Origin of the sequence: Verrucomicrobium sp. BvORR034 (assembly GCF_000739635.1) — a bacterium.
Taxonomy (GTDB): domain Bacteria; phylum Verrucomicrobiota; class Verrucomicrobiia; order Verrucomicrobiales; family Verrucomicrobiaceae; genus Verrucomicrobium.
Genome location: NZ_BATQ01000008.1, coordinates 82,557 through 101,730 on the forward strand (window position 1 = coordinate 82,557; position 19,174 = coordinate 101,730).

At 61.1% G+C, this 19,174-nt stretch carries 13 protein-coding genes; 4 read left to right on the forward strand and 9 right to left on the reverse strand.

Features of this window, described 5'->3' with window-relative positions:
* Positions 1-9: 9 nt before the first annotated feature.
* A complete protein-coding gene (rarD, locus tag BV034_RS01430; RefSeq protein ID WP_050023379.1) occupies positions 10-969 on the reverse strand; it encodes an EamA family transporter RarD in 960 nt (319 codons plus the stop codon).
* A 462-nt stretch (positions 970-1,431) separates the two neighbouring features.
* Positions 1,432-2,058, reverse strand: coding sequence for a peptide-methionine (S)-S-oxide reductase MsrA (msrA, locus tag BV034_RS01435; protein ID WP_050023381.1), 627 nt, complete (start codon positions 2,056-2,058; stop codon positions 1,432-1,434).
* A gap of 210 nt (positions 2,059-2,268) precedes the next feature.
* Between msrA and BV034_RS01440 the strand changes: the two genes are divergently transcribed.
* From BV034_RS01440 to BV034_RS01450, 3 genes are all read left to right on the forward strand, one after another.
* Positions 2,269-2,646: a hemin transporter gene (locus BV034_RS01440; protein ID WP_050023383.1), complete on the forward strand. Its 378-nt coding sequence runs from the start codon at positions 2,269-2,271 to the stop codon at positions 2,644-2,646.
* Between the two features lie 72 nt (positions 2,647-2,718).
* A complete protein-coding gene (locus BV034_RS01445) occupies positions 2,719-4,668 on the forward strand; it encodes an ATP-dependent DNA helicase RecQ (RefSeq protein ID WP_050023385.1) in 1,950 nt (649 codons plus the stop codon).
* Positions 4,669-5,061: 393 nt separating this feature from the next.
* Entirely contained in the window at positions 5,062-5,739 is a 678-nt protein-coding gene (locus BV034_RS01450; protein WP_050023386.1) for a hypothetical protein, read from the forward strand.
* A gap of 1,218 nt (positions 5,740-6,957) precedes the next feature.
* Here BV034_RS01450 and BV034_RS01455 read toward each other — a convergent pair.
* The 5 genes from BV034_RS01455 to dtd form a co-directional block, all read right to left on the reverse strand.
* A complete protein-coding gene (locus BV034_RS01455) occupies positions 6,958-8,868 on the reverse strand; it encodes a glycosyltransferase family 4 protein (RefSeq protein WP_050023388.1) in 1,911 nt (636 codons plus the stop codon).
* Positions 8,865-10,928: a glycosyltransferase family 4 protein gene (locus BV034_RS01460; RefSeq protein WP_050023390.1), complete on the reverse strand. Its 2,064-nt coding sequence runs from the start codon at positions 10,926-10,928 to the stop codon at positions 8,865-8,867. The genes BV034_RS01455 and BV034_RS01460 overlap by 4 nt, the downstream gene beginning before the upstream one ends.
* Before the next feature lie 907 nt (positions 10,929-11,835).
* A complete protein-coding gene (locus tag BV034_RS34370; protein ID WP_081887508.1) occupies positions 11,836-12,108 on the reverse strand; it encodes a helix-turn-helix transcriptional regulator in 273 nt (90 codons plus the stop codon).
* A gap of 92 nt (positions 12,109-12,200) precedes the next feature.
* Positions 12,201-13,241 carry a DNA (cytosine-5-)-methyltransferase gene (gene dcm / locus BV034_RS01470; RefSeq protein WP_050023440.1) on the reverse strand — a complete coding sequence of 347 codons (1,041 nt, stop codon included), beginning with the start codon at positions 13,239-13,241 and terminating at the stop codon, positions 12,201-12,203.
* Between the two features lie 243 nt (positions 13,242-13,484).
* A complete protein-coding gene (dtd, locus tag BV034_RS01475) occupies positions 13,485-13,937 on the reverse strand; it encodes a D-aminoacyl-tRNA deacylase (protein ID WP_050023400.1) in 453 nt (150 codons plus the stop codon).
* Between the two features lie 18 nt (positions 13,938-13,955).
* Between dtd and BV034_RS01480 the strand changes: the two genes are divergently transcribed.
* Complete coding sequence (locus BV034_RS01480) at positions 13,956-14,741, forward strand: ElyC/SanA/YdcF family protein (RefSeq protein ID WP_081887509.1); 786 nt, start codon at positions 13,956-13,958, stop codon at positions 14,739-14,741.
* Between the two features lie 100 nt (positions 14,742-14,841).
* Here BV034_RS01480 and BV034_RS01485 read toward each other — a convergent pair whose 3' ends face one another.
* Positions 14,842-15,549, reverse strand: a complete 708-nt coding sequence (locus tag BV034_RS01485; RefSeq protein WP_265592507.1) for a DUF1318 domain-containing protein — start codon at positions 15,547-15,549, stop codon at positions 14,842-14,844.
* A complete protein-coding gene (locus tag BV034_RS35530; RefSeq protein WP_050023403.1) occupies positions 15,494-19,078 on the reverse strand; it encodes a hypothetical protein in 3,585 nt (1,194 codons plus the stop codon). Before BV034_RS35530 ends, BV034_RS01485 begins: the two co-directional genes overlap by 56 nt.
* Positions 19,079-19,174: the final 96 nt, after the last annotated feature.

Consider the following 19,174-nt stretch of genomic DNA (forward strand, 5'->3'; position numbering starts at 1 on the left):
TAAGCCGGGTCAGTGCTTGCTGCCCGGCCGCTTTCCAAACGCCTCGGCGCAGAACACGGCCACGCCGGCCCAGATGCAGGCGAAGGACATCATTGCCTTACCGGTGACGGGTTCATGATACAACAACGCCCCGATGAGAAACTGCCCGGTGGGGGCGATGAACTGGAGCAGGCCGAGCGTGCTGAACCGCAACTGCCGCGCGGCGTAGGCAAAGGTGAGCAATGGCAGCGCTGTGGCGACGCCCGCGCCGACGACCAGACCCACCTCCAGCGTTGTGCCGCCGCCCCAGAGGGCTTGTCCCTGATGGTGGCACCAGGCCAGCCATCCCAGGGCAAAGGGCAGCACCAGCACGGTCTCGACCGCCAGCCCGGTCAGCGAGCCGAGCGGAGACTTCCGGCGCACCAGACCATACACACCAAAGGTGCTGGCCAGCAGCAGGGCGATCCACGGGAAGTGGCCCAGAATGACTACCTGCAGCAGCACGCCCAGGGCGGCCAGGCTCACGCTCACGATCTGCAACCGCGTCAGCCGCTCGCCCAGGAACAGAAAGCCGATCAGCACGTTCAGCAGGGGATTCAGGAAATAGCCCACACTGGCCTCCACAATGCGGCCATGCTGGTTGGCCCAGATGAAGAGCGACCAGTTGGCGGTGAGCAGCAGGGCGGCCCAGCCGTGTACCCAGAGCAATCGCGGTGACTTCAGAGCGGCCACCCAGGCCCCCAGCTCCCCGCGGGAACGCAGAAGGGGAATGAGGAACAGGATCGTGCCCCAGACGCGGTGGGCCACGATCACCATTGAGCCGACGGACATCGTGGCCTTCCAGTACACAGGCAGCACGCCCCACAGGAAAAAGGCGGTCACCGCTGCGAGCACGGCCCTGGGCGGCTCGGAGGCATGCGCCTGAGGAGCGAGAGGTTGGGCCGGGACGGGCTGGGCTTTCAAGGCCTCCGCTATGCCACAGAGCCGCATGGGACGCAAGGCGGCCCAGTGTCTTGGAGGATCACAGACTTGCAGGGAATTCGGAGGGATCTGTGTGAGCGTCCCCGACGCGAGACACCGCAGGGTGATGGTCCTGCTTTGGTCGAAACCTTCCCAACACCTGGCGACGAAGTCGCTGTGGAGTGCGCGCGGGAACCGCCGCTTTCGGGGCCCTTATGACATTCTGGAACCCCAGTGCATCAACAGCGCCCTACGTGCGAAGACTCACCCTAATCAACATGCGCCTGAGCGGGGCTGGGAACCCCCGCCTCCTTTACTCCCGATGGGGAGGTCGGGGTGGGCTTGTACCCGCCGCCTGCCAGCTACCCGTGCCGATTGCCAATCTGCGCTACGTACGTTCTGCGCCTCGCCGCCAAACAAAAACGGGAGCGGATTCGCTCCGCTCCCGTCATGAATTCACAGGCATCCGTGCCTCAGGCACTGCTCGTCACCTCACTTCGCCAGCTTCTTCAGCTTGGCTTTGAACTTGTCCACCTTGGGTAGCACCACGTTGCACACATACCCTTGGGTCGGGTTGTTGTTGGCAAAATTTTGATGGTAGTCCTCGGCGGGGTAGAACTTGGCCTCCTTGGTAATCTCGGTTACGATGGGGGAGGAGAACTCCTTGGCGTGTTCCGCCTTGGAGGCCTCGGCGATCTTCTTCTGTTCCTCGCTGGTGTAGTAGATGGCGGAGCGGTACTGGGTGCCCACATCCGCGCCCTGGCGGTTCAGTGTGGTGGGATCGTGGGCGTACCAGAAGAGGTCCACCAGATCTTTGTAGGACACTACGGCGGGATCAAAGGTGACCTTGATCACTTCGGCGTGGCCGGTTTCGCCGGTGCACACCTGCTTGTAGGTCGGGTTTTCCACGTGGCCGCCGGTGTAGCCGCTCACCACCTTGCTCACGCCTTTCACGATGAGGTAGCAGCCTTCCGTGCACCAGAAGCAGCCACCGCCAAAGATGGCCTCCTCCGTTTTGGCCGGGGTCGTGGCAGGCTTGGTGGCAGCGGCAGGTTCAGCAGCAGAGGAGGCGGAGAGTCCAACGGCACTCATAAGGGCAAAGAGAAGGGGAAATTTCATGGGTCAGGGACGATGAGACTGTTCAATGAATACGAGGCGCGTGTCGCCCGTTTGTTCCCAAAATGTGGGGAAAAACCTGGCGACGTCGCTGCGGTCCCCGGCCATAGGTTCGGAGCCTGCCCCTTTCAAACGATCCAGCGAGACAAACTTGTGGACAATTCCACCCTTCGCGTCCATCTGTTCTTTTGAACACAGGAAGAAAAACCCTCGATGGTGGATACATTCTATACCCGGCTTGGTGAAGAGGCGCTCACGCGGCTCGTGGCGGCTTTTTACCGGCGTGTCCGTGCGGATGACCTGCTGGGCCCCATGTACCCGTCGGACGACTGGGAGGCCGCCGAACGCCGCCTGCGAGACTTCTTGATCTTTCGCTTTGGGGGGCCAGACCAGTACATTCAGGAGCGCGGTCATCCCCGTCTGCGCATGCGTCACGGCCCGTTCAAGATCGGGCTGGCGGAGCGCGATCGCTGGCTGGACCTCATGGGGGCCGCCATGAAGGAGGTGGGCATTCCGGAAGATCTCGCTCCCACTCTGGGTGGCTTTTTCGCCCAGGTTGCCGACTTCATGCGTAATCACGAGGAGGGCTGAGGGGCAGGGCTCAAGCTTCAAAGTTCAAATCTCAAAATTCAAACTCCAGGCTTCGAGCCGTCACTTTTCATCATGGGCAGTGAGTTGCGCACCGCGCTGAAACAGTATTTTGGCCACGACGCGTTCCGCAAGGGACAGGAGCAGGTCATTGAGGCCCTTCTTGCGGGTCGGTCTTCCTTGGCGGTGTTTCCTACGGGCGGTGGCAAATCCTTGTGCTACCAGCTTCCTGCCCTGCTCATGGACGGGCTCACGCTCGTGATCTCGCCGCTCATTGCCTTGATGAAGGACCAAGTGGAGGCGCTGCGGGCGAAGAACATCCCTGCCGCCCGGCTCGACTCCACTCTCAGCGGCGATGAGGTCGGCCAGGTGTTGGGCGACATGCGTTCCGGCCGGTTGAAGCTTCTCTACATCGCTCCGGAACGTCTCATGAGCGAGTCCTTCATGGAACGCTTGAGTCGGGTGAAAATCTCTCTTCTGGCCATCGATGAATCCCACTGCATCTCCGAGTGGGGTCACAACTTCCGGCCCGAGTACCTGCGTCTCGCGGAGGTGGCAAGGAAACTACAACTTCACCCTGTGCTGGCGCTCACCGCCACAGCCACACCCGGTGTGGCGGAGGACATCCGGCGCACCTTCCACATCGCTCCTGAGGATCACATCCAGACGACGTTCCTGCGGCGGAACCTCGCCATCCAGATCACGCCCGTCCCGGTGAAGCATCGCTTGGCCCTCCTGACTCAGAAACTGCAGGAGGACAGGCACTTTCCCGCCATCGTGTACGTCACCCTGCAGCAGACGGCAGAAGAGGTGGCCACCTATCTAGGCAAAGCCGGGGTCCATGCACGGGCCTATCATGCCGGCTTGCCGGATGACCACCGCAACGAGGTGCAGGATGCCTTCATGTCCGGTGGTGTGGACGTCATCGTCGCCACCATCGCCTTCGGCATGGGCATCGACAAGGCGGACATCCGCAGCGTGTACCACTACAATCTCCCCAAGAGTCTGGAGAACTACCAGCAGGAGATTGGCCGTGCTGGTCGCGACGGCCAGGGTTCGCACTGCGAGATGCTCGCCTGTGCCGATGACCTCGTGGTCTTGCAGAACTTCGTGTACGGGGACACTCCCACCCCCGCCGCGCTCCGTCAGGTGGTGGATCACCTCCTGCGTCAGGGCCATGAGTTTGACATCAGCCGCTACGACCTCGCGCACAGCACCGACATCCGTCCGCTGGTTCTGGAGACCGTGCTGACTTACCTCGAACTCGACCAGGTGCTCAATCCGCTGGGAGCCTTCTACAGCGGGTATCAGGTTCGGTTTGTGCATGGCGAGGCCCGTCTGCTCTCCGGACACAAGCCCGACCGTCAGGAGTTCTTGAGGAAACTTTTCAACAGCGGCAAACGCGGCACGCGCTGGGTCACGGTGAATGTGGACGAGTCGGCCGCTGCCATTGGCGAGACCCGCGAGCGCATCTTGAAGGCGCTCACCTACTTGGAGGAGTCAGGTGATATCGAGTGCAAACCCACCGGACTGCGTCACCGCTTCCGGCTCTGTGACGACGCCACCAAGCGCGATCCTGGAGTGATCTGCCAGCGCATGCAGACGCTCTTTGCCGAGCGCGAGCGGAAGGATGCGGGCAGGCTTGAGCGCGTGCTGGAGCTCGCGGTCGACCCCAGCTGCACCACCAGGCATCTGTTGCGTTACTTTGGCGAGGAGATGCCTTCAGACTGTGGCACCTGCGGCAACTGCCGGAGCAGTCAGGCGGGAAGTGCGTCCCTCGAACCCAAGGTCATCCCCCAGTCACCCGTGCCCGCCATCACTGTGGAGCATCTTCAGCGGATTCAGGAGCTTCAACGCCAGGGCCTTGCCCCGCTGCGTGCGCCGCGCCAGTTAGCCCGATTCCTCTGCGGCATCGCCAGCCCCGCCACCTCTCGTGCGCGCCTCACCAAGCACGATGCTTTTGCGATGCTTGAGCGCGTGCCGTTCAAGCAGGTGCTGGAGCAGGCTGAGAGTTTGGGAGGATGAGGGGATGCGGAAGGGATTTTTGAATTGTGATTTTTGATTTGGGATTGAGGTGGCGGGGGCGGCGGCGCATGTGTGATTCGCTGGGGTTGGCGAAAAGCGAACTCGGCGACCACTGTGTGTAGTGAGGCCGTTTTCATATCACCCAGCTCGCCTGACAGGGGCCACTCTGCAGCCCATCCCAGAATGGGATGTGTAGCACAGCCCAAGGTTGGACGAGCTTTAAGCGAGTCTACCTTGGGTATGATTGGCGACGATGATCAGGCGTGGAAGCCAAATAGGCAGACTGCATCGGTTCATCGTCTTCGGAACCCAAGACGGTCACTTTGGAATTGATCGATCAAACACCTGTCGTCCCAACTTGGCATCTTGCGATTTTTGATCCACGCTGCCAAAATGAAAAGACCGCTCCGCCCTCAGGCAGTTGTCCTCGCCCTCTCCCTCGTCGCCTTGCTCTTCGGAATGGCTCCGGCTGCTGAGGTGCCGAAGTGGACGATCTTCGATGACGACAACGGCACGAAGCATGAGTTTGAGCTCGATCCCGGCAAACAGGCGTGGCCCATCGAGCAACCGGGCACCATGCTGCTCCCGGCGGATATTGAATCTCTCAAGCTGGTGGATGAGAAAGCGAGTGAACTGCTGAATACGGCATTGGGCACGACGCTCGGCGAGGGCCGGGAAAGTTTGAATGGGAAGCTGCTGTTTGTGATTCACAAGCTCAAGATCTCGGGTGCCACCATCGGTGAGCTGAAGATTGTGATGCGCCTCAAGACGGTATCCGTAGAAGGTTCCGATGGCTCCAAAAGCCCACGAAAAGTCATCACGAAGGCGGCGGTGTACGGAAGCAGCCGGGTGCCCGGCTCTGTGCCCACTGGGTGCATCTATCCCCGAACCCACCCCAAAGGCTCGCTCCACCGTACGATCAAATACCCCATGGGCCTCCGCGAATGGACGGAGTTTATCGAGCGTTGCGCCCTGGATCTCGGCCAGTGGGGGCCGGAAGACCAGCAACGGGTGGAGTACGTGAAAGAGAGTGACGTCGTAGCGGAGGTGATGAAACCCACGGTTGAGTAGGCGAGGGATTGTTGGGCGATGCTGGATGGGGTTGATCAGAACAGGCTGCCCCAGCTTGCATCTCGCCTTGGGTTTACCTTCTGCTAGTTCTGGCTCTAGGTGTCGACGGGATGAGGACGAGCCAACTGTCGAGCTCGGAAGATAAGGAACCGACCAAGTCGAATTCACTCCAAGCTCTTCCTCGAAGAGGATGTGGCCACAAGCCCAACGTTGACAAGCTTCAAGCGAGTCTACGTTGGGTCGGATAGGAATGGACCTTTACTCTGAAGGAGTTGCGGCGGTCTGGGGGGCCGTTTGGTGATGATCCGTGAAAGCGGTGCTGCAGACGCTTCAGTTAGTGCCTCCTCACGTCGACAACTACATCGGTGTTGGGTTCGGTGGGTTTGGGGATGGTGTGTCTCGCCGATGGGAGATGGGGCAGGCTGATTTTCTGAGCTGGGCGCGGAGAATGGAGATGGGTGGTTTGAGAGCGCGTCCGTCTGGCGACTGAGCCGATGGGGACCATCGGACTACGCCGTGGCGTGGCTTCGGGGGTAGTCCGACGGTCCCCGTCGGTGGGTGAGCGAAGGGGTGGACGGGAACTGGGGTGAAGTCGGTGACCGTTTGGAGCGTTGCAGTTGGGGGCGCTGGGTGTCGGCGTGATGGTTCGTTGAGCCCCTTGTGCGGTCGTAGGCAGGAGAAACAAGACAGGCTGCCTACGCCACATCGTGGCCTTTAGGTGTCCTTCTGCCAAGCCGACGTTGCTATGGACTGTAGTTTTCGACGTAAGGAGAACGGACCAACCGCGCGCGTTCTGAGGTGGCCGCCAAGGAACCGACTCTGGCTCAGCCCTTAGCAAGTCCCCTCAGAGGATTTGGGCCTGAAAGGCCCACAGAGCCCAGCCCAGGGGCAAAGGCCACGAAGTGGACGGAGACCCTGGGTACCTCCAAAGAGGATGATCAGGTGGGAAGGCCGACAGCACCCGCTATCGGCCCATCGCTATCAACACCCCCACGTCGGTTGGACCTGATGTCATGCGCTGACAGACGTTCGCGGCAAGATGCCGCGAACAGCACGCAGGATGCGTGCGCTCCCCGAGTTTCTCCAACGTTGACTCGCTTGAGGCTCGTCAACATTGGGCTCTGCTGCAGATCCCCGCTGGGGATCAGTTTCAACTGAAGACCTGAGCGACCCTCGACCCCAAATGTGTTACCTATGTTCTGACCGCGCCCGCGCCCCCTAAGCACTAAGCACTCCCGTCAGCCACTTCCGGAACACCGCCCGCCGTTTGCCAAACCAGATCCCTTTCAACAAGCCCCTTGGGTTCTTTCCGGGAACCTCGGGACGTTCCAGAGGATTGCCTTCTTTGGTCAGGGCCTTGCTCCTCGCGTCGGCGAACAGCCGGGTGCGCAGTTTGCCGTCGAACGCATCCGTGCGCTCTCCGGCCACCACAAAGGATAGGCCCCAGACTTGATTCAGAATCCACACGACCAGGGCTTCGTTGGTGCTGGGCGCGTAAAACATCCCCGGCTGGCCAAAGCGTTTCAGCTGCACGGCCAGCCAGAGCGCCCGCCGGGCCGACTCAAAGAACTCCTCGCCATCCACTGAGGTGGACAGTTCGCCGCGCAGCTTTTCCAGCTTGGCGCGTTCCTCCGGCCAGTGGGACCACTCCATCTCCAGCGCCATGCCATCGGGCAGCCAGAGCAGGTGCAGCAGACTGTCCTTCAGCTTCTCAAGCTCGCGCCAGGTGAGATTGCCTCCTCGCACCCAGACTTGGGCGCCTTGTTCCGCCAGCACGGGATATTCCATCTCCAGCAGTGCCAGGCTCTCGACGTGGTTCAGGTCGTAGTAGGCCACCAGCTTGGCTGGGGCGGGCTTCGAGCGAAGCGCCTTCTTCCCTGCGGCCACGGCCTCAAACTTTGCGGCTAGCACGGGCAGGGTCACATTGAGGGCAAAGTTCTCCCTCGCGCGTTTCTCACCGCCTTCACCCAGCTTCTGGGCCAGGCCTTCTTCGGTGGCCAGTCTGACCAGTGCCCGCGCCAGGGCGGCTTCGTCGCCCGGTTCGGTGAGGAAGCCGGTCTCGCCGTCCACCACCTGCTCTGGCACGCCAGCCACGCGGCTGCTCAGCACGGGCAGGCGGGTGAACATGGCCTCTGTGATCACCGTAGGCAGCATGTCGGCCGCGCCTTTTTCATCGGTGATGCACGCCAGGGCAAAGGCGTCGGCCTGTAGGAAACCACGCTTCATCTGCTCGATGTTCACCGTGCCGTGAAAGGTTACCTGGGTGCCCAGATGCAGATCCGCCACCTGCTTCTCCAGGCGCTCCCGCCACGGGCCGTCGCCCATGAGATCCAGATCCACGTGCACGCCTTCTTTGCGTGCCAGATCCATGGCGTTGATCAGGTGGTGAAAGCCTTTGAACTCAATGAGGCGTCCCACGCTGATCACCCGGAGCGCTCCCTTGCCTGGCATCGGGTGCGCGTGTTTGTAGTTTTCAGGGTCGATGCCGTTGTAGATGCGAATGATCTTGCCATCGCTATCGGGGCACATGCGGACCAGTTCCTGTTTGGCAAAGTCGCACGCGGTGACCACAAACTCTGCTTTGCGACACATCTCCTGAAGCAGTTCCGGCGAGCCCAGATCCACGAGGAAATCCTGGGCCTGCGGCGTGAAGGAGTACGTGAGTCCCGTCATCGCCTTGAGGAACAGCGCGGAGTGCGTGGCCTGGTTGGCAAAGTGCAGGTGCACGTGATCCACGCCCAGTGCGGGCAGCAGATCCACGAAGGGCGTGATGTTCCGGCATGCGGCTTCAGCCCGCTCCTGGCCCACGCCGGGCAGTTGGGCGTGCTTCGCGATCAGCTCTTCCGGCCAGCGTTTCTCCGCCTTGAGACGGGTCTCCACCTCCTTGCGGATCACCTGGGGTGGGGCGTGCAGCACCGGAGCCTTCAGCCCGTTGAGCCGCGGATGACGGATGTCGTTTTTCGGCGGGTTCAAGGCAATCACCACCACCTCCCAGCCGGCCGCCTCCAGGCCGAGGATCTCGTTGTCGATGAAGGTCTGGGAAATAACCGGATACCGGCTGTGCAGGTACGCCAGTCTCGGCCGACCCGTGCTTGCGGATGAGGGGGCGGTGGGAAGCGGGGCGGTCATGCGTTGGCGGAATCAGAGTCGGTATCAGTATCAGGATCGGAGTCAGAAGGAGATGCGGGGCCAGCAGAGGAACCTGGGGCGCCGGCGGAGGCCGCAGCGCCCTTGGGCTTCACCTTCACCGCCTGCAGCCAGTCGAGGAAGCTGCGGGTGCTGGTGTTGTCCCCTGAAACCACGGGAGCCCCCGCGGCAGGTACGGGCGGTACCAGCGCATGGCCGATGTGGTCCCGACCGTTTTCCAACTTGCCGGAGGCATCACTCACGGACTGGGCTTCGCCCGCCATGCGGCGCAGGATCTGGGTGGACCAGCGTGTGCCTTCCTCGAACGCCAGGGCACACGGCACCCCGGTGAGTCGGGAGGCCAGCCAAACGGTCAGTGATTCCTCGCCCCCCGGGCCATAGAGCAATTGAGGGGGCTGCTTGCTGCGGCTCACGCGGGTGGCCAGCCACACAGCGCGACGGGCGGCTCTGAGAAACACTTCTCCATCCACAGAGGTCGCCAGATCCGTGCGCAGCGCTTCCAGTTGAGCCCGCCACGGCGCACGCATGCGCCATTCCGTCTCCAGAACGATGCCATCAGGCAGCCACTCCAGGTCCCACACCGTTTTGCCGAGCGCGACCAGATCCTTTTCCTCAGCGCGGCCTCCAGCCGCCACCACCCGGGCATGCTGACCCTGGAGGGGAACGATTTCCCGCTCCAGCCACTTCAGTCGTGCAGGCAGGGACAGATCGTAAAACGCCCACACGGCGGGCTGCACCACCTGCTCAGCGGGAGCCTCCTTCATAAGGCCACTTTCTGAGAACTTGGCGGTGAGTTGCGCAATGGTGTTGGACACCGCGAAACGATCTGAAGCGAGCCGGCGGCCGGAGTCGCCCATCGCCAGCGCGTGGGCCGGGTAGGTGGCCATCCGGACCAGTGCCTCGGCAAAAGCTTCGACGTCATTCGGCGCGACGATGTAGCCCGTCTTGCCGTGCTCGATCATCTCGGGCACCCCGGCGACGGTCGTGCTGATCACCGGCAGAGCGTTCAGCATGGCCTCCGTGATCACCGTGGGCAGCAGATCGCTGGCTCCCTTGCTGTCCACCACACAGGCCAGGGCAAAGGCTTCCGCCTCGGCGAACTCGCCAGCCACCTCCTCCAAGCTGCGGCGGCCCACCAGGGTGATGGCATGGTTCAAGCCCAGACCGTCGATCTGGCCCTGCAACTGGTCGCGCCACGGGCCCTCGCCCACGATGCGCAGGCTCAGATCCGCCCCCTTCTGTTTGGCCAAACCCACTGCTTCGATGAGCCGGTGAAAGCCCTTGAATTCAATCAGCCGCCCGATGCTCAGCAGCCGGGTGGGGCCGGGGGGCCGGTTCACCACCGGCGGACGCGCCCCGGGGAAGTCACCCGGCTCCATGCCGTTGTAAATGCGTACCATCTTTGGGGCTGCCTCCGGGCACTTCTGCGCCAGGAGATCGCGGGAGTAGTCGCATACGGAGACGATGAAGGCTGCAGCGTCGCACATCTCCTTCAGCAGCTCGTCGCTGCCCAGGTCCACCATGAAATCCTGGCCGTGGGTCGTGAAGGAGAACGACAGCCCGGTTAGCTCCTTTAGGAACAAGGCCGTATGCGTCGCCCGGTTGGCGAAGTGCACGTGCACATGTTCCACGCCGAAGCGCTTGAACTGCTCGGCAAAATACAGCGCATTGCGCGCCCGCACCTTCGGCTGGTAGCTCGCCCCATAGGCCTCTTCATGCCGGATCACCATGGATTCCGGCCACCGCCCGTCCGCGCGCGCCGCCTTTTCCAGCGCCGCCAGCGCCGGCGGAGGGGGAGCATAGAGCACCGGTGCCGCCAGTCCATCCAGCCGCTGATGCCGGAAACTGTCCTCCGGCGGATAGATCGACCCCACCACCAGGTCCCAACCCCGCGCCTGGAGCGCGAGCATCTCCGTGTCGCAGAACGTCTGGGAGAAATACGGGTACCGGCTGTACAGGTACGCCAGCCGCTTCTGCGCCGGAGGCGCAGCGGGCTTGGGATCTACCGGAGAGACAGAGGGCTGGGGGGATTCGTCAGGCATGGGCGGCTGCACACCAGTCCGCAGAATGAAAAACGTCCGCAAACCGGGGTACGGCTATAACGCCGGGGGAGGGGCGGTGCAAGGGGGGAGGCGAGTGTCCTGGATGGGTTACGGGCAACTCATGCTTACATTTGGTCATCCAATCCCAATTTGCTCTTGCGTGATTGGGTATTGGCTGCCTCGCGATTGCGCTCATATTCTCTGATCCACGCGGTAGGATCTTCTGGCCACTCGACTGTCCGTACAGCGGTATACTGTGAGTTCACTCTGCCACTCGGACTTTTTGTTTTGGAGACCAGAATCTCCCAACCCAAATACCTGAGTTCTCTAGTTCGCTTTTTCCAATCATCTTGATTTGCTACGAACTCAAGTAGCTTTGCGGGAACAGGTTTACCTAGGTTGATACGAAGCAATTCTCCTATCCTCATATGGACAGATCTGTGGCACATCACCTGTCTCATGAGGTTCTGATCTTCTGTCGCAAAGAGGTTCTTTTTGCCGGAATTGCAATCTTCACAGAGTGCCCAGAGATTGTCCAATTCGTCGCTGCCTCCCCAATCGCGAGGGATCTTGTGATCTACGGCCAACTTGACATGATCGTGCTCGACCGTTCGGCCACACATTTGGCACCGGCCCCTTGCTGCATTTAGTACCTGTGCTCGGACGCGCAGATTTATGGCTGAAGAGCCGACCACTGCCTTTCGTTCTCCAAGCTTGTATACTGCTCTGTTCCCCACCTGTTCCACTTCAAGATGGTACCACTGCCGGATTTCTCGCCGTCGTCGGTCTAACTGAGCTTGCTCTTCTGCATCAATCCCTAACTTTGCCCTGATCTCTCCAGAGGTGAGCCCATTTGGGTGTGCTTGAAGTAATTCAATGATCTTTCGAACCATTGCTGAGGGCTGACTCATCGGTTGCCCCCCTTCTTGCGTGTGGTTGTCGAATGATCTCGCTTGGTGGACTCCGCAGATGCGATCAACGCTGACAGCGGTCTATTGAGAGCGGAGGCGAGTTGACTGGCTGCATCAATGGATGGGTTGCGTTTTCCGCGTTCAACCAACCCAATATAGGTCGCGTGAAGCCCCGCCATTTCCGCGAGCTCCTCCTGACTCAGACCCAGTTCTTGTCGGCAGGATCTGAGTACCCATCCGAATCGAACTGAAAGAGATTGGACACCCATACGTCCAAACTTCTGCTTGGTGAAAGCCGCTCACCACAGACAATAGTCTGTCTGAGGTTTTCGAAGTGCAATCACCTATGGAGCATTCCAGGCTAGCTCTTCTGGTGCGATTTCTTTTTGGCTTTTGTTGTGTAGCGCGCTCGGCTTTTTTCGAGTAGTTGCAGTTGATCCTGTGACTCAAGCAGTTCTGCCGGGGTCTTCCGCTTAAATGCGGAAATGATGGCCCGCCCGACTGCTTTAGCAACCGGAGGAGGGAATGCATTACCGACTTGTCGATACGCAGCCGTCTTCTTTCCACTGAATTGCCAAAGATCGGGGAAACCTTGAATGCGCGCCACCATTCGTACTGTTAATCGCGGCATCTTTTGGTCAGGGAAATGGACGTCAGGTGCCTCGTCGGCAATGCCCATCCCATCTACACCCAACTCCCGCCATTGTTTCTTTGCACGTGTGGGCCCCAGATCCGGTCCGCCATGTCGCTTTGATCCCCCTACAATCGTGGGAGCGATAGCCATGGCCTTGTCAGCCCATGCCTCTGCACCAAGCCAGCCATTTGCTCCCATCAGATCAACTAAAGTTTCGCCCACTGCGGGTACTGTTGGAGAAGCCTTTGGCCAGCTGAAATACTTTCTATCTTCGGAGCGAAGAGCTACGATGATACATCTTGGCCGAAGTTGAGGAACTCCGTGGTCAGAGGCCTGGATCACTTGCCATTCAGGGTCGTATCCCATCTTTGCCAACCGGGCCATGATCTTTCCGCGGTATTCTGCGAATTTTGCGGATGCGAAGCCTTGCACATTTTCGAGCATCACCGCCCTAGGCTTGATTTTCGAGATTATATCCAGTGCTGCTGGAAACATGTCTCGGTCATCATTGGCACCAAGTTGCTTGCCGGCAATGCTGAAGGGTGGGCACGGCACACCGCCCGCGATAATGTCCACATCACCAAAATCCGTGGCTCTAAACGACCTAATATCCTGTTGCAGAACATTCCATGAAGGGCGGTTGAGTCTGAGCGTTGTGCAAAATTGAGGTTCGTACTCAAGAACTCCAACATGGTGGAATCCGGCCATTTCAAGCCCAAGGGCTTGACCGCCCCCACCTGCGCAAAGTTCCAGCGAATAGAAGCTCATCTGTAGGTGTTTGTTTAGCGTGCTCTCAATGAAGTGCAACGGGAAGCCCCTGCCAAGGCTGGAATTCAGTGGACACGTGGAAGGGACGAGTGCACCAAGGGGGCGCAGTTTGTGCTCACGCAACCACCGGGGAAAGCAGGGCGTGCGCTGGATCCGACGACCTCTGCAAATCACCAATCTACGCTACGCTGCCGCACACCGCACAGCGTCAGGTCTGGAGTCTGATGTCTGGCAGTCTGGCGTCTATTCCTTGGCCTTCGAATCCATCCAGATCGTCACGGGACCGTCGTTCACCAGCGCCACCTTCATGTCTGCCCCGAAGACGCCGGTGGGGACTTTTTTGCCGGTGGCGGTTTCCAGCTCGTGGACAAACCGTTCGTAGAGGGGGATGGCCTTTTCCGGGCGGGCGGCGCGGATGTAGCTGGGGCGGTTGCCTTTCTTGGTGGCGGCGTGGAGGGTGAACTGGCTCACCACCAGCACGTCACCGCCCACTTCATCGAGGGCGGCGTTCATCTTGCCCTCGGCATCGGAGAAGAGGCGCATCTTGGAGATCTTGGTGGCCAGCCAGACGGCGTCCTCGGTGTGATCCTCCTCCTCGACGCCCAGCAGCACGAGGTACCCTGTGCCAATCTTGTCCGTGAGCGTGCCTTCGATGGTCACACTCGCTTCCGAAACCCGTTGAATCAATGCCCGCATAAGGCAGGATGCTAGCCGATGCGTCAAGACAAGGACGAAGCCGCCGCCCACCCCCATGCCGGCCACCCTGGGATCCACAAGCCCACCTTTGGCGAACGCCTGAGGAGGGAGATCGCGTGGTTTGATGCCTTTATCCGGCGCTGGCTGGCGCGGCTCATGATCTTGAGCGTGCATGCCCTGCTCATTGTCGGTGGCTGCTACGGCATCGTCTGGGCGCTTTCGCACAAGCAGGTGTACCGCTCGGTGGACGACATCCCCGTGCGTTATGTCGGCCTCGTGCTGGGCTGCGTGAAGAAGATTGGACCCTACGAAAACGCCTTCTTCAACGCCCGTGTCGATGCCGCCGCCAAGGTGTTTCAGGCTGGCAAGGTGCAGTTCCTGCTGGTGAGCGGCGACAACGACCGCGACGGCCAGAATGAGCCGCAAGACATGAAGGATGCCTTGATCGCCAAAGGCATTCCCGCGGATCGCATCTACTGCGATTACTCAGGCTTCCGCACGCTCGACAGCGTGGTGCGGGCACGACAGATCTTCGCTCAGCGGGACATGACGATCATCTCCCAGAAGTTTCACAACGAACGGGCCCTCTACATGGCCCGCCGCCTGGGTCTGCCAGATAGCGTGGCGTTCAATGCCGAAGACGCGGATCCCCAGTGGATGTTCAAGATGTACTTGCGCGAGATCGGTGCTCGCGTCATGGCCGTGCTGGACGTGGAGGTGCTCAACACCAAACCCAGGGAGCTCGGCGACAAAGTGAACATCGGCCCTAAATGGCCGCCGATGGATCAACCAAGGAAAAATTAGGAATTAGGAATGATGAATTAGGAATTGGCTTCGCTCCCCGAGTTTCAATGCTTCGAGGTGCAGGGAAGGAAATTCCTAATTCCTAATTCAGAATTCATCATTACTCTGTCGCCCCACCCGTCTCCGCCGGTTTGGTTTCACCTGTGCCTGTCGGCACGGGCGCGGGTGAGGCTGGGGTCACCGCATCCGGGACGGCGTCGGAAGCTGAGGCGGATTTTTTCACTCGGGGACCGTCGGACTGGATCCACTTGAAGGTGTTGGGCTTGTCGCCCGGCACTTCAATCCACTCGCCTTGGTAGGCTTTGTCGGTGCGGAGTTTCCACTGCTCGGCCTGCACTTCATGCAGGGGCTTGTTGGAGTCCTTGGCCACCTTCCGCATGAGCAGGGTGCGGTCTTCGTTCTCCGCGTTCACCGTGCGCTCCACGTATTCACCCCAGTCGCCGGCGGGCTTTTGGCGCAGATGCAACATTCCGCGGTGATCCTCGGCCACAAAGCGGTTGTCCTTGAGCCGCTGGATTTCCGCCATGCGGTTGCGCTGGCGTTCCACGGCTTCCTCATAGCTCACCTGGGCGGCATCCGGCTTGCCGGGTTCGTCACCCTTGTACTGGTACACGTCCAGCCGCATGCTCACGTCCACCTTGATGGGCTCAGGCGAGTTCACATCCACCTTGAAGTTGCTGCAAGACGTGAGGCTTGCGGCAGCCAGCAGTCCCACGCCCAGCGGCAGGAGAGCACGGCACCGAAGGCCAGCCTCATTCGCCTGAGGTGACAGTGGCGGCAGGTTTGTCCGTGGTCCAGCGGTGGTCATAGACGTTGATCTCGAATTTGCGGGAGCCGTTCGGGCCTTTGAAATGCAGCATGCCATTTCCTTCGCGTCCGTAAAAGCGGCAGTTCGCCTCGGCGTGGTCATACTCGAAGTCGCGCAGGGTTTCCAGTCCGATTTGGGTGAGCTTCCGCTGGATGTCGCCCCATTCCTTGGGCAGATCGTTGATCAGGCCGTTGAGCGCCTTGATGGTGAACTTGCCTGGGGAGTGGTTTTTGAAAGAACCATCCGCCTGATACAGCTCATCCTTGCTGCCCTGCGCCACCAGCGTGGCCTCCACCCGGCCATCGAGGATGAAGTAGCCCGGGCAGAACACCTGGGTCAGCTCATGCGTGGTCACGTTCTTGCCACCGATCCAGCCGTCCCAGTGGAAACTGTCGTCCAGATAAACATTCACCTGGCCGTTCACATACCCGTCATAGGCCTCGGCACCAAACTGCGAGTAGATCCCGGCGGAATCATAAGTCACACTCAGAAACGCCTTGCCCGTCTTCAGGCCCTTCCAGCGGATGCTGTCCACCTCGAAGGTCTCCACGAGGTTGTTGTCCCGCTGCTTGATGGGCAGGTTGAACTTCACCTGCCCCTTCATGTTCACCAGCTGGAGGTTGAGGTCGGGGATCTCATAAGTGTCCTTGGGGATGTCCAGATCCGCCTGGAGGGTGCCGCGGGTCACCTGGGTGTTGATATTGAAGGGAAAGGGGTCGCGGAACCCTTTGAGGGGCTTGCCCTTGGGCGCCACGATGAGTTTCCCGCTGTGCACCTGCAATGTGTTCACGCTCCAGGCTGCCTGGCTGGTGGGAGGCTCTGCCGCCACCACTGCGGAGGCCACATCCTGGACGAAGGCAGGATCATCCCCGGCCGCTACCACCATGGGCACCGGCATGCCCGGCTTGGCTCCCTCCATCACGTACTTGCGGTAGTAGTCCACATACCAGAAGAGGTCCTCACCCACATAGAGCGTGGGGCTCACGATCTCCACCTTGTCGATCTCCTTCCGCATGAGCCCGCCCAGCGTGAAACTGAGGAACACACTGTCCAGTTCCGCCACCGGGCGCAGTGGTTCATACGGTGAAGGCACACGCAAGTTGGCCAGCTCGATGCGCTGGGGGGCCACGTGAGTGGAGAGCCCCTCCGGCGACAGCGGGAGGTCCTTGGCATCAAACGCCACCCCGAACTTCACGGAGGACAGGCCGGGAATGAGGTTCGAGATGGTCACTTGAGTCTGCTCGACGGCCATGCGACCCACCTCCCAGGGCGGTTCGGGAGCCCCAGTCCCAGCTCCGGCGGCTGGTTCTGGTTTGGGGACCGGAGGACCTGCCAGCTCCTCTGCCTCGTCATCCAATGCTGGTGCTTCTGCGTCCTTTCCAGCACCCTCTTTTTCAAAAAGCCGCATGAGCGGCTCCCCGGCATCCACGCTGGCGCCGGTCAGTTTTAGTTCCTCGATCCGCCGCTGCGTCCACATCTGGGGTAGCCGCACCGCCCCCTCCAGCGCGGTGGCCTGGGCGACGGGAAAAGGCAGGCGTGAGAGTGTGGGCAGGCTGGCGGAGAAGTTCTCGATCTTCACCCGGTGCAGCGGGTCGTCTTCTGAGGTGGTGTCCGTGCTCAGGTGGATGGTGGCATGCGCATCCACCGGCTTGGGCAGGTCACCCAGCAGGTCCACCAGACCCTCCCGCACCAGCACTTCGCCAAAGTGGAGCTGCTTCCACCAAGGTGGCCCGCTTTCCTTTGCGGGTTCCTCCTTTTTCACCTCTGAAGTAGTTTCCGTGATCTGTGACACCGTGGCCGCCTCCGGTCCCTCCGCGACCGGCGGGGGCGGGCCTTCCGGCACCGGGTAGGGAGGCCCCACCAGTTCCGGCTCGGTCGAGCGCGTGGTCAGCCAGGGCGTGTTGCCATCTCGAATCCTCACCACCGGTTTTTCCAGCATGAGCCGCTCCACACGTTTGGTGCGGTTCCACTCATCGGGGGTGATCACCAGCTCACCGCGTGGCAGTTCCAGCCAGGCCTTCTTGGCAGCACCGCTTGGGGCAGGAGGAAAGGTCAGCTTGCCTTGCTCCACCTCCAGGGACTGGCGTTGCGCTGAGTGCCAGCCGGTGGCGTCCAGCAGCAGATCGGTCGTGTTCACCCCGCCTTTCACCTCCAGGAAGAATGACATGAGCTGGGGATCCTTGAGTGACACATCGGCCTTCTCCAGGCCCGCCTTCACCAGCAGCACGCCCGGGAAGGCCGTCTTCCCGGCAGCGTTTTCCGCAACCGACACTGGGGCGGTCGGCGCGGCCTGTTTGCCGCGTACGTGCTCCAGTAGTTTCCTCAGCGCCGGGGTCCAGCGCACCTGTGGTTCTTGCAACTGGAGCTGCTCCACCCGCACGGGCTGGCCGGGTACCATCTTGGCCACCTGCACCTGCCCCTCCTTCATGCGCACATGGCCCTGGTTGTCCGGGGTGGCGACGCTCAGATAGGCCACCTCCAGTGCATGTGCGTCCATGGTGGGAGCTTGTCCGAACTGCCACTCGATGCCCGAGGTACGGTAGGTAAAGTGGACTTCGCTTTCCGGGAGCACTATGCCCATCGGATTGCCCTCCACAAATCGCTTCGCCGATACTCCCGCGTCCAGGATCTCCAGCCGCCCAATGCGAATACCAGTCAGCAGCGATCCGGCCCCGGCACTCCCGTCCTGCGTGCGGACCACCGGCACTGCGTCTGGCAAGCTCTGGGCCTGCCGCGCCGAGTGTTGTTCTTTCATCTCTGTTGCCGTGCCCATCAGCGCAGCCAGCAGGGTGGGGGTGGCATGCAGTTCCGGTTGTTTCAAAGCCAGTTCATCCAGCTCCAACACCCCTTCTTTCACCCGGCCCTTCACGCGGAACTCCTCCAGCCGTACCGGCCGGGCTCCATCAGACTCCGAATTGATCTTCAACTGCAGCAGCGCCAGTTCCTGCTCCCCACTGCGGATGCGGCCGTTGGCATCCACCGCCACGTCCACCGCCTCGTAGTTGATTGTCACCTCCGCCGTGGTTCGGGCATTCGGGTGAAAGCCTACCTTGGCGTTCTTGATGCGGAATCGGCCGATGGAATAGCCTGCCAGCACGGGTGGCTTGGTGGGGTCCACCGGGGCGGCGGTGGCAGCAGCCGCGGTGCCTTGCAGCCAGCGTTGATCCACCAGGATTTCAGGTTCCTCCAGGGTGATCTCCGTGAGGCGCTTGGCCCGCAGGTGGTCGATGCCCACCTCGCCCACGATGCGGGGCAGGCGCAGCACCACTGCGCCGCTCTTCCGGTCTTTCAGCACAAGACCCCGTACCTCCAGATGGCCGTTGCGATCGAGGTCCAGGCCTTCCAGCTGCGCTTGATAGGGGCCGATCTGAGCCAGAGCCCGGTTGGCCAGGCTCACCCGCTCCAGATAACCCCACCACAACCCGCCACCCAGCGTCAGCACACCCAGGAATCCCAGCAGGAACATCCACCGGAACAAACGCCGCCAGAACCGGCGGGGGCGCTTGGGCTGGGGGGACGCCTCGGGCATGGTGGGCAGGATAGAGGATGTGGTGGGAATTGCGAGGACTTCGACCGCCAGTTGCCGCTCGCGTGCTGCATCCGCCAAACAAAATCAGTTTTTTTG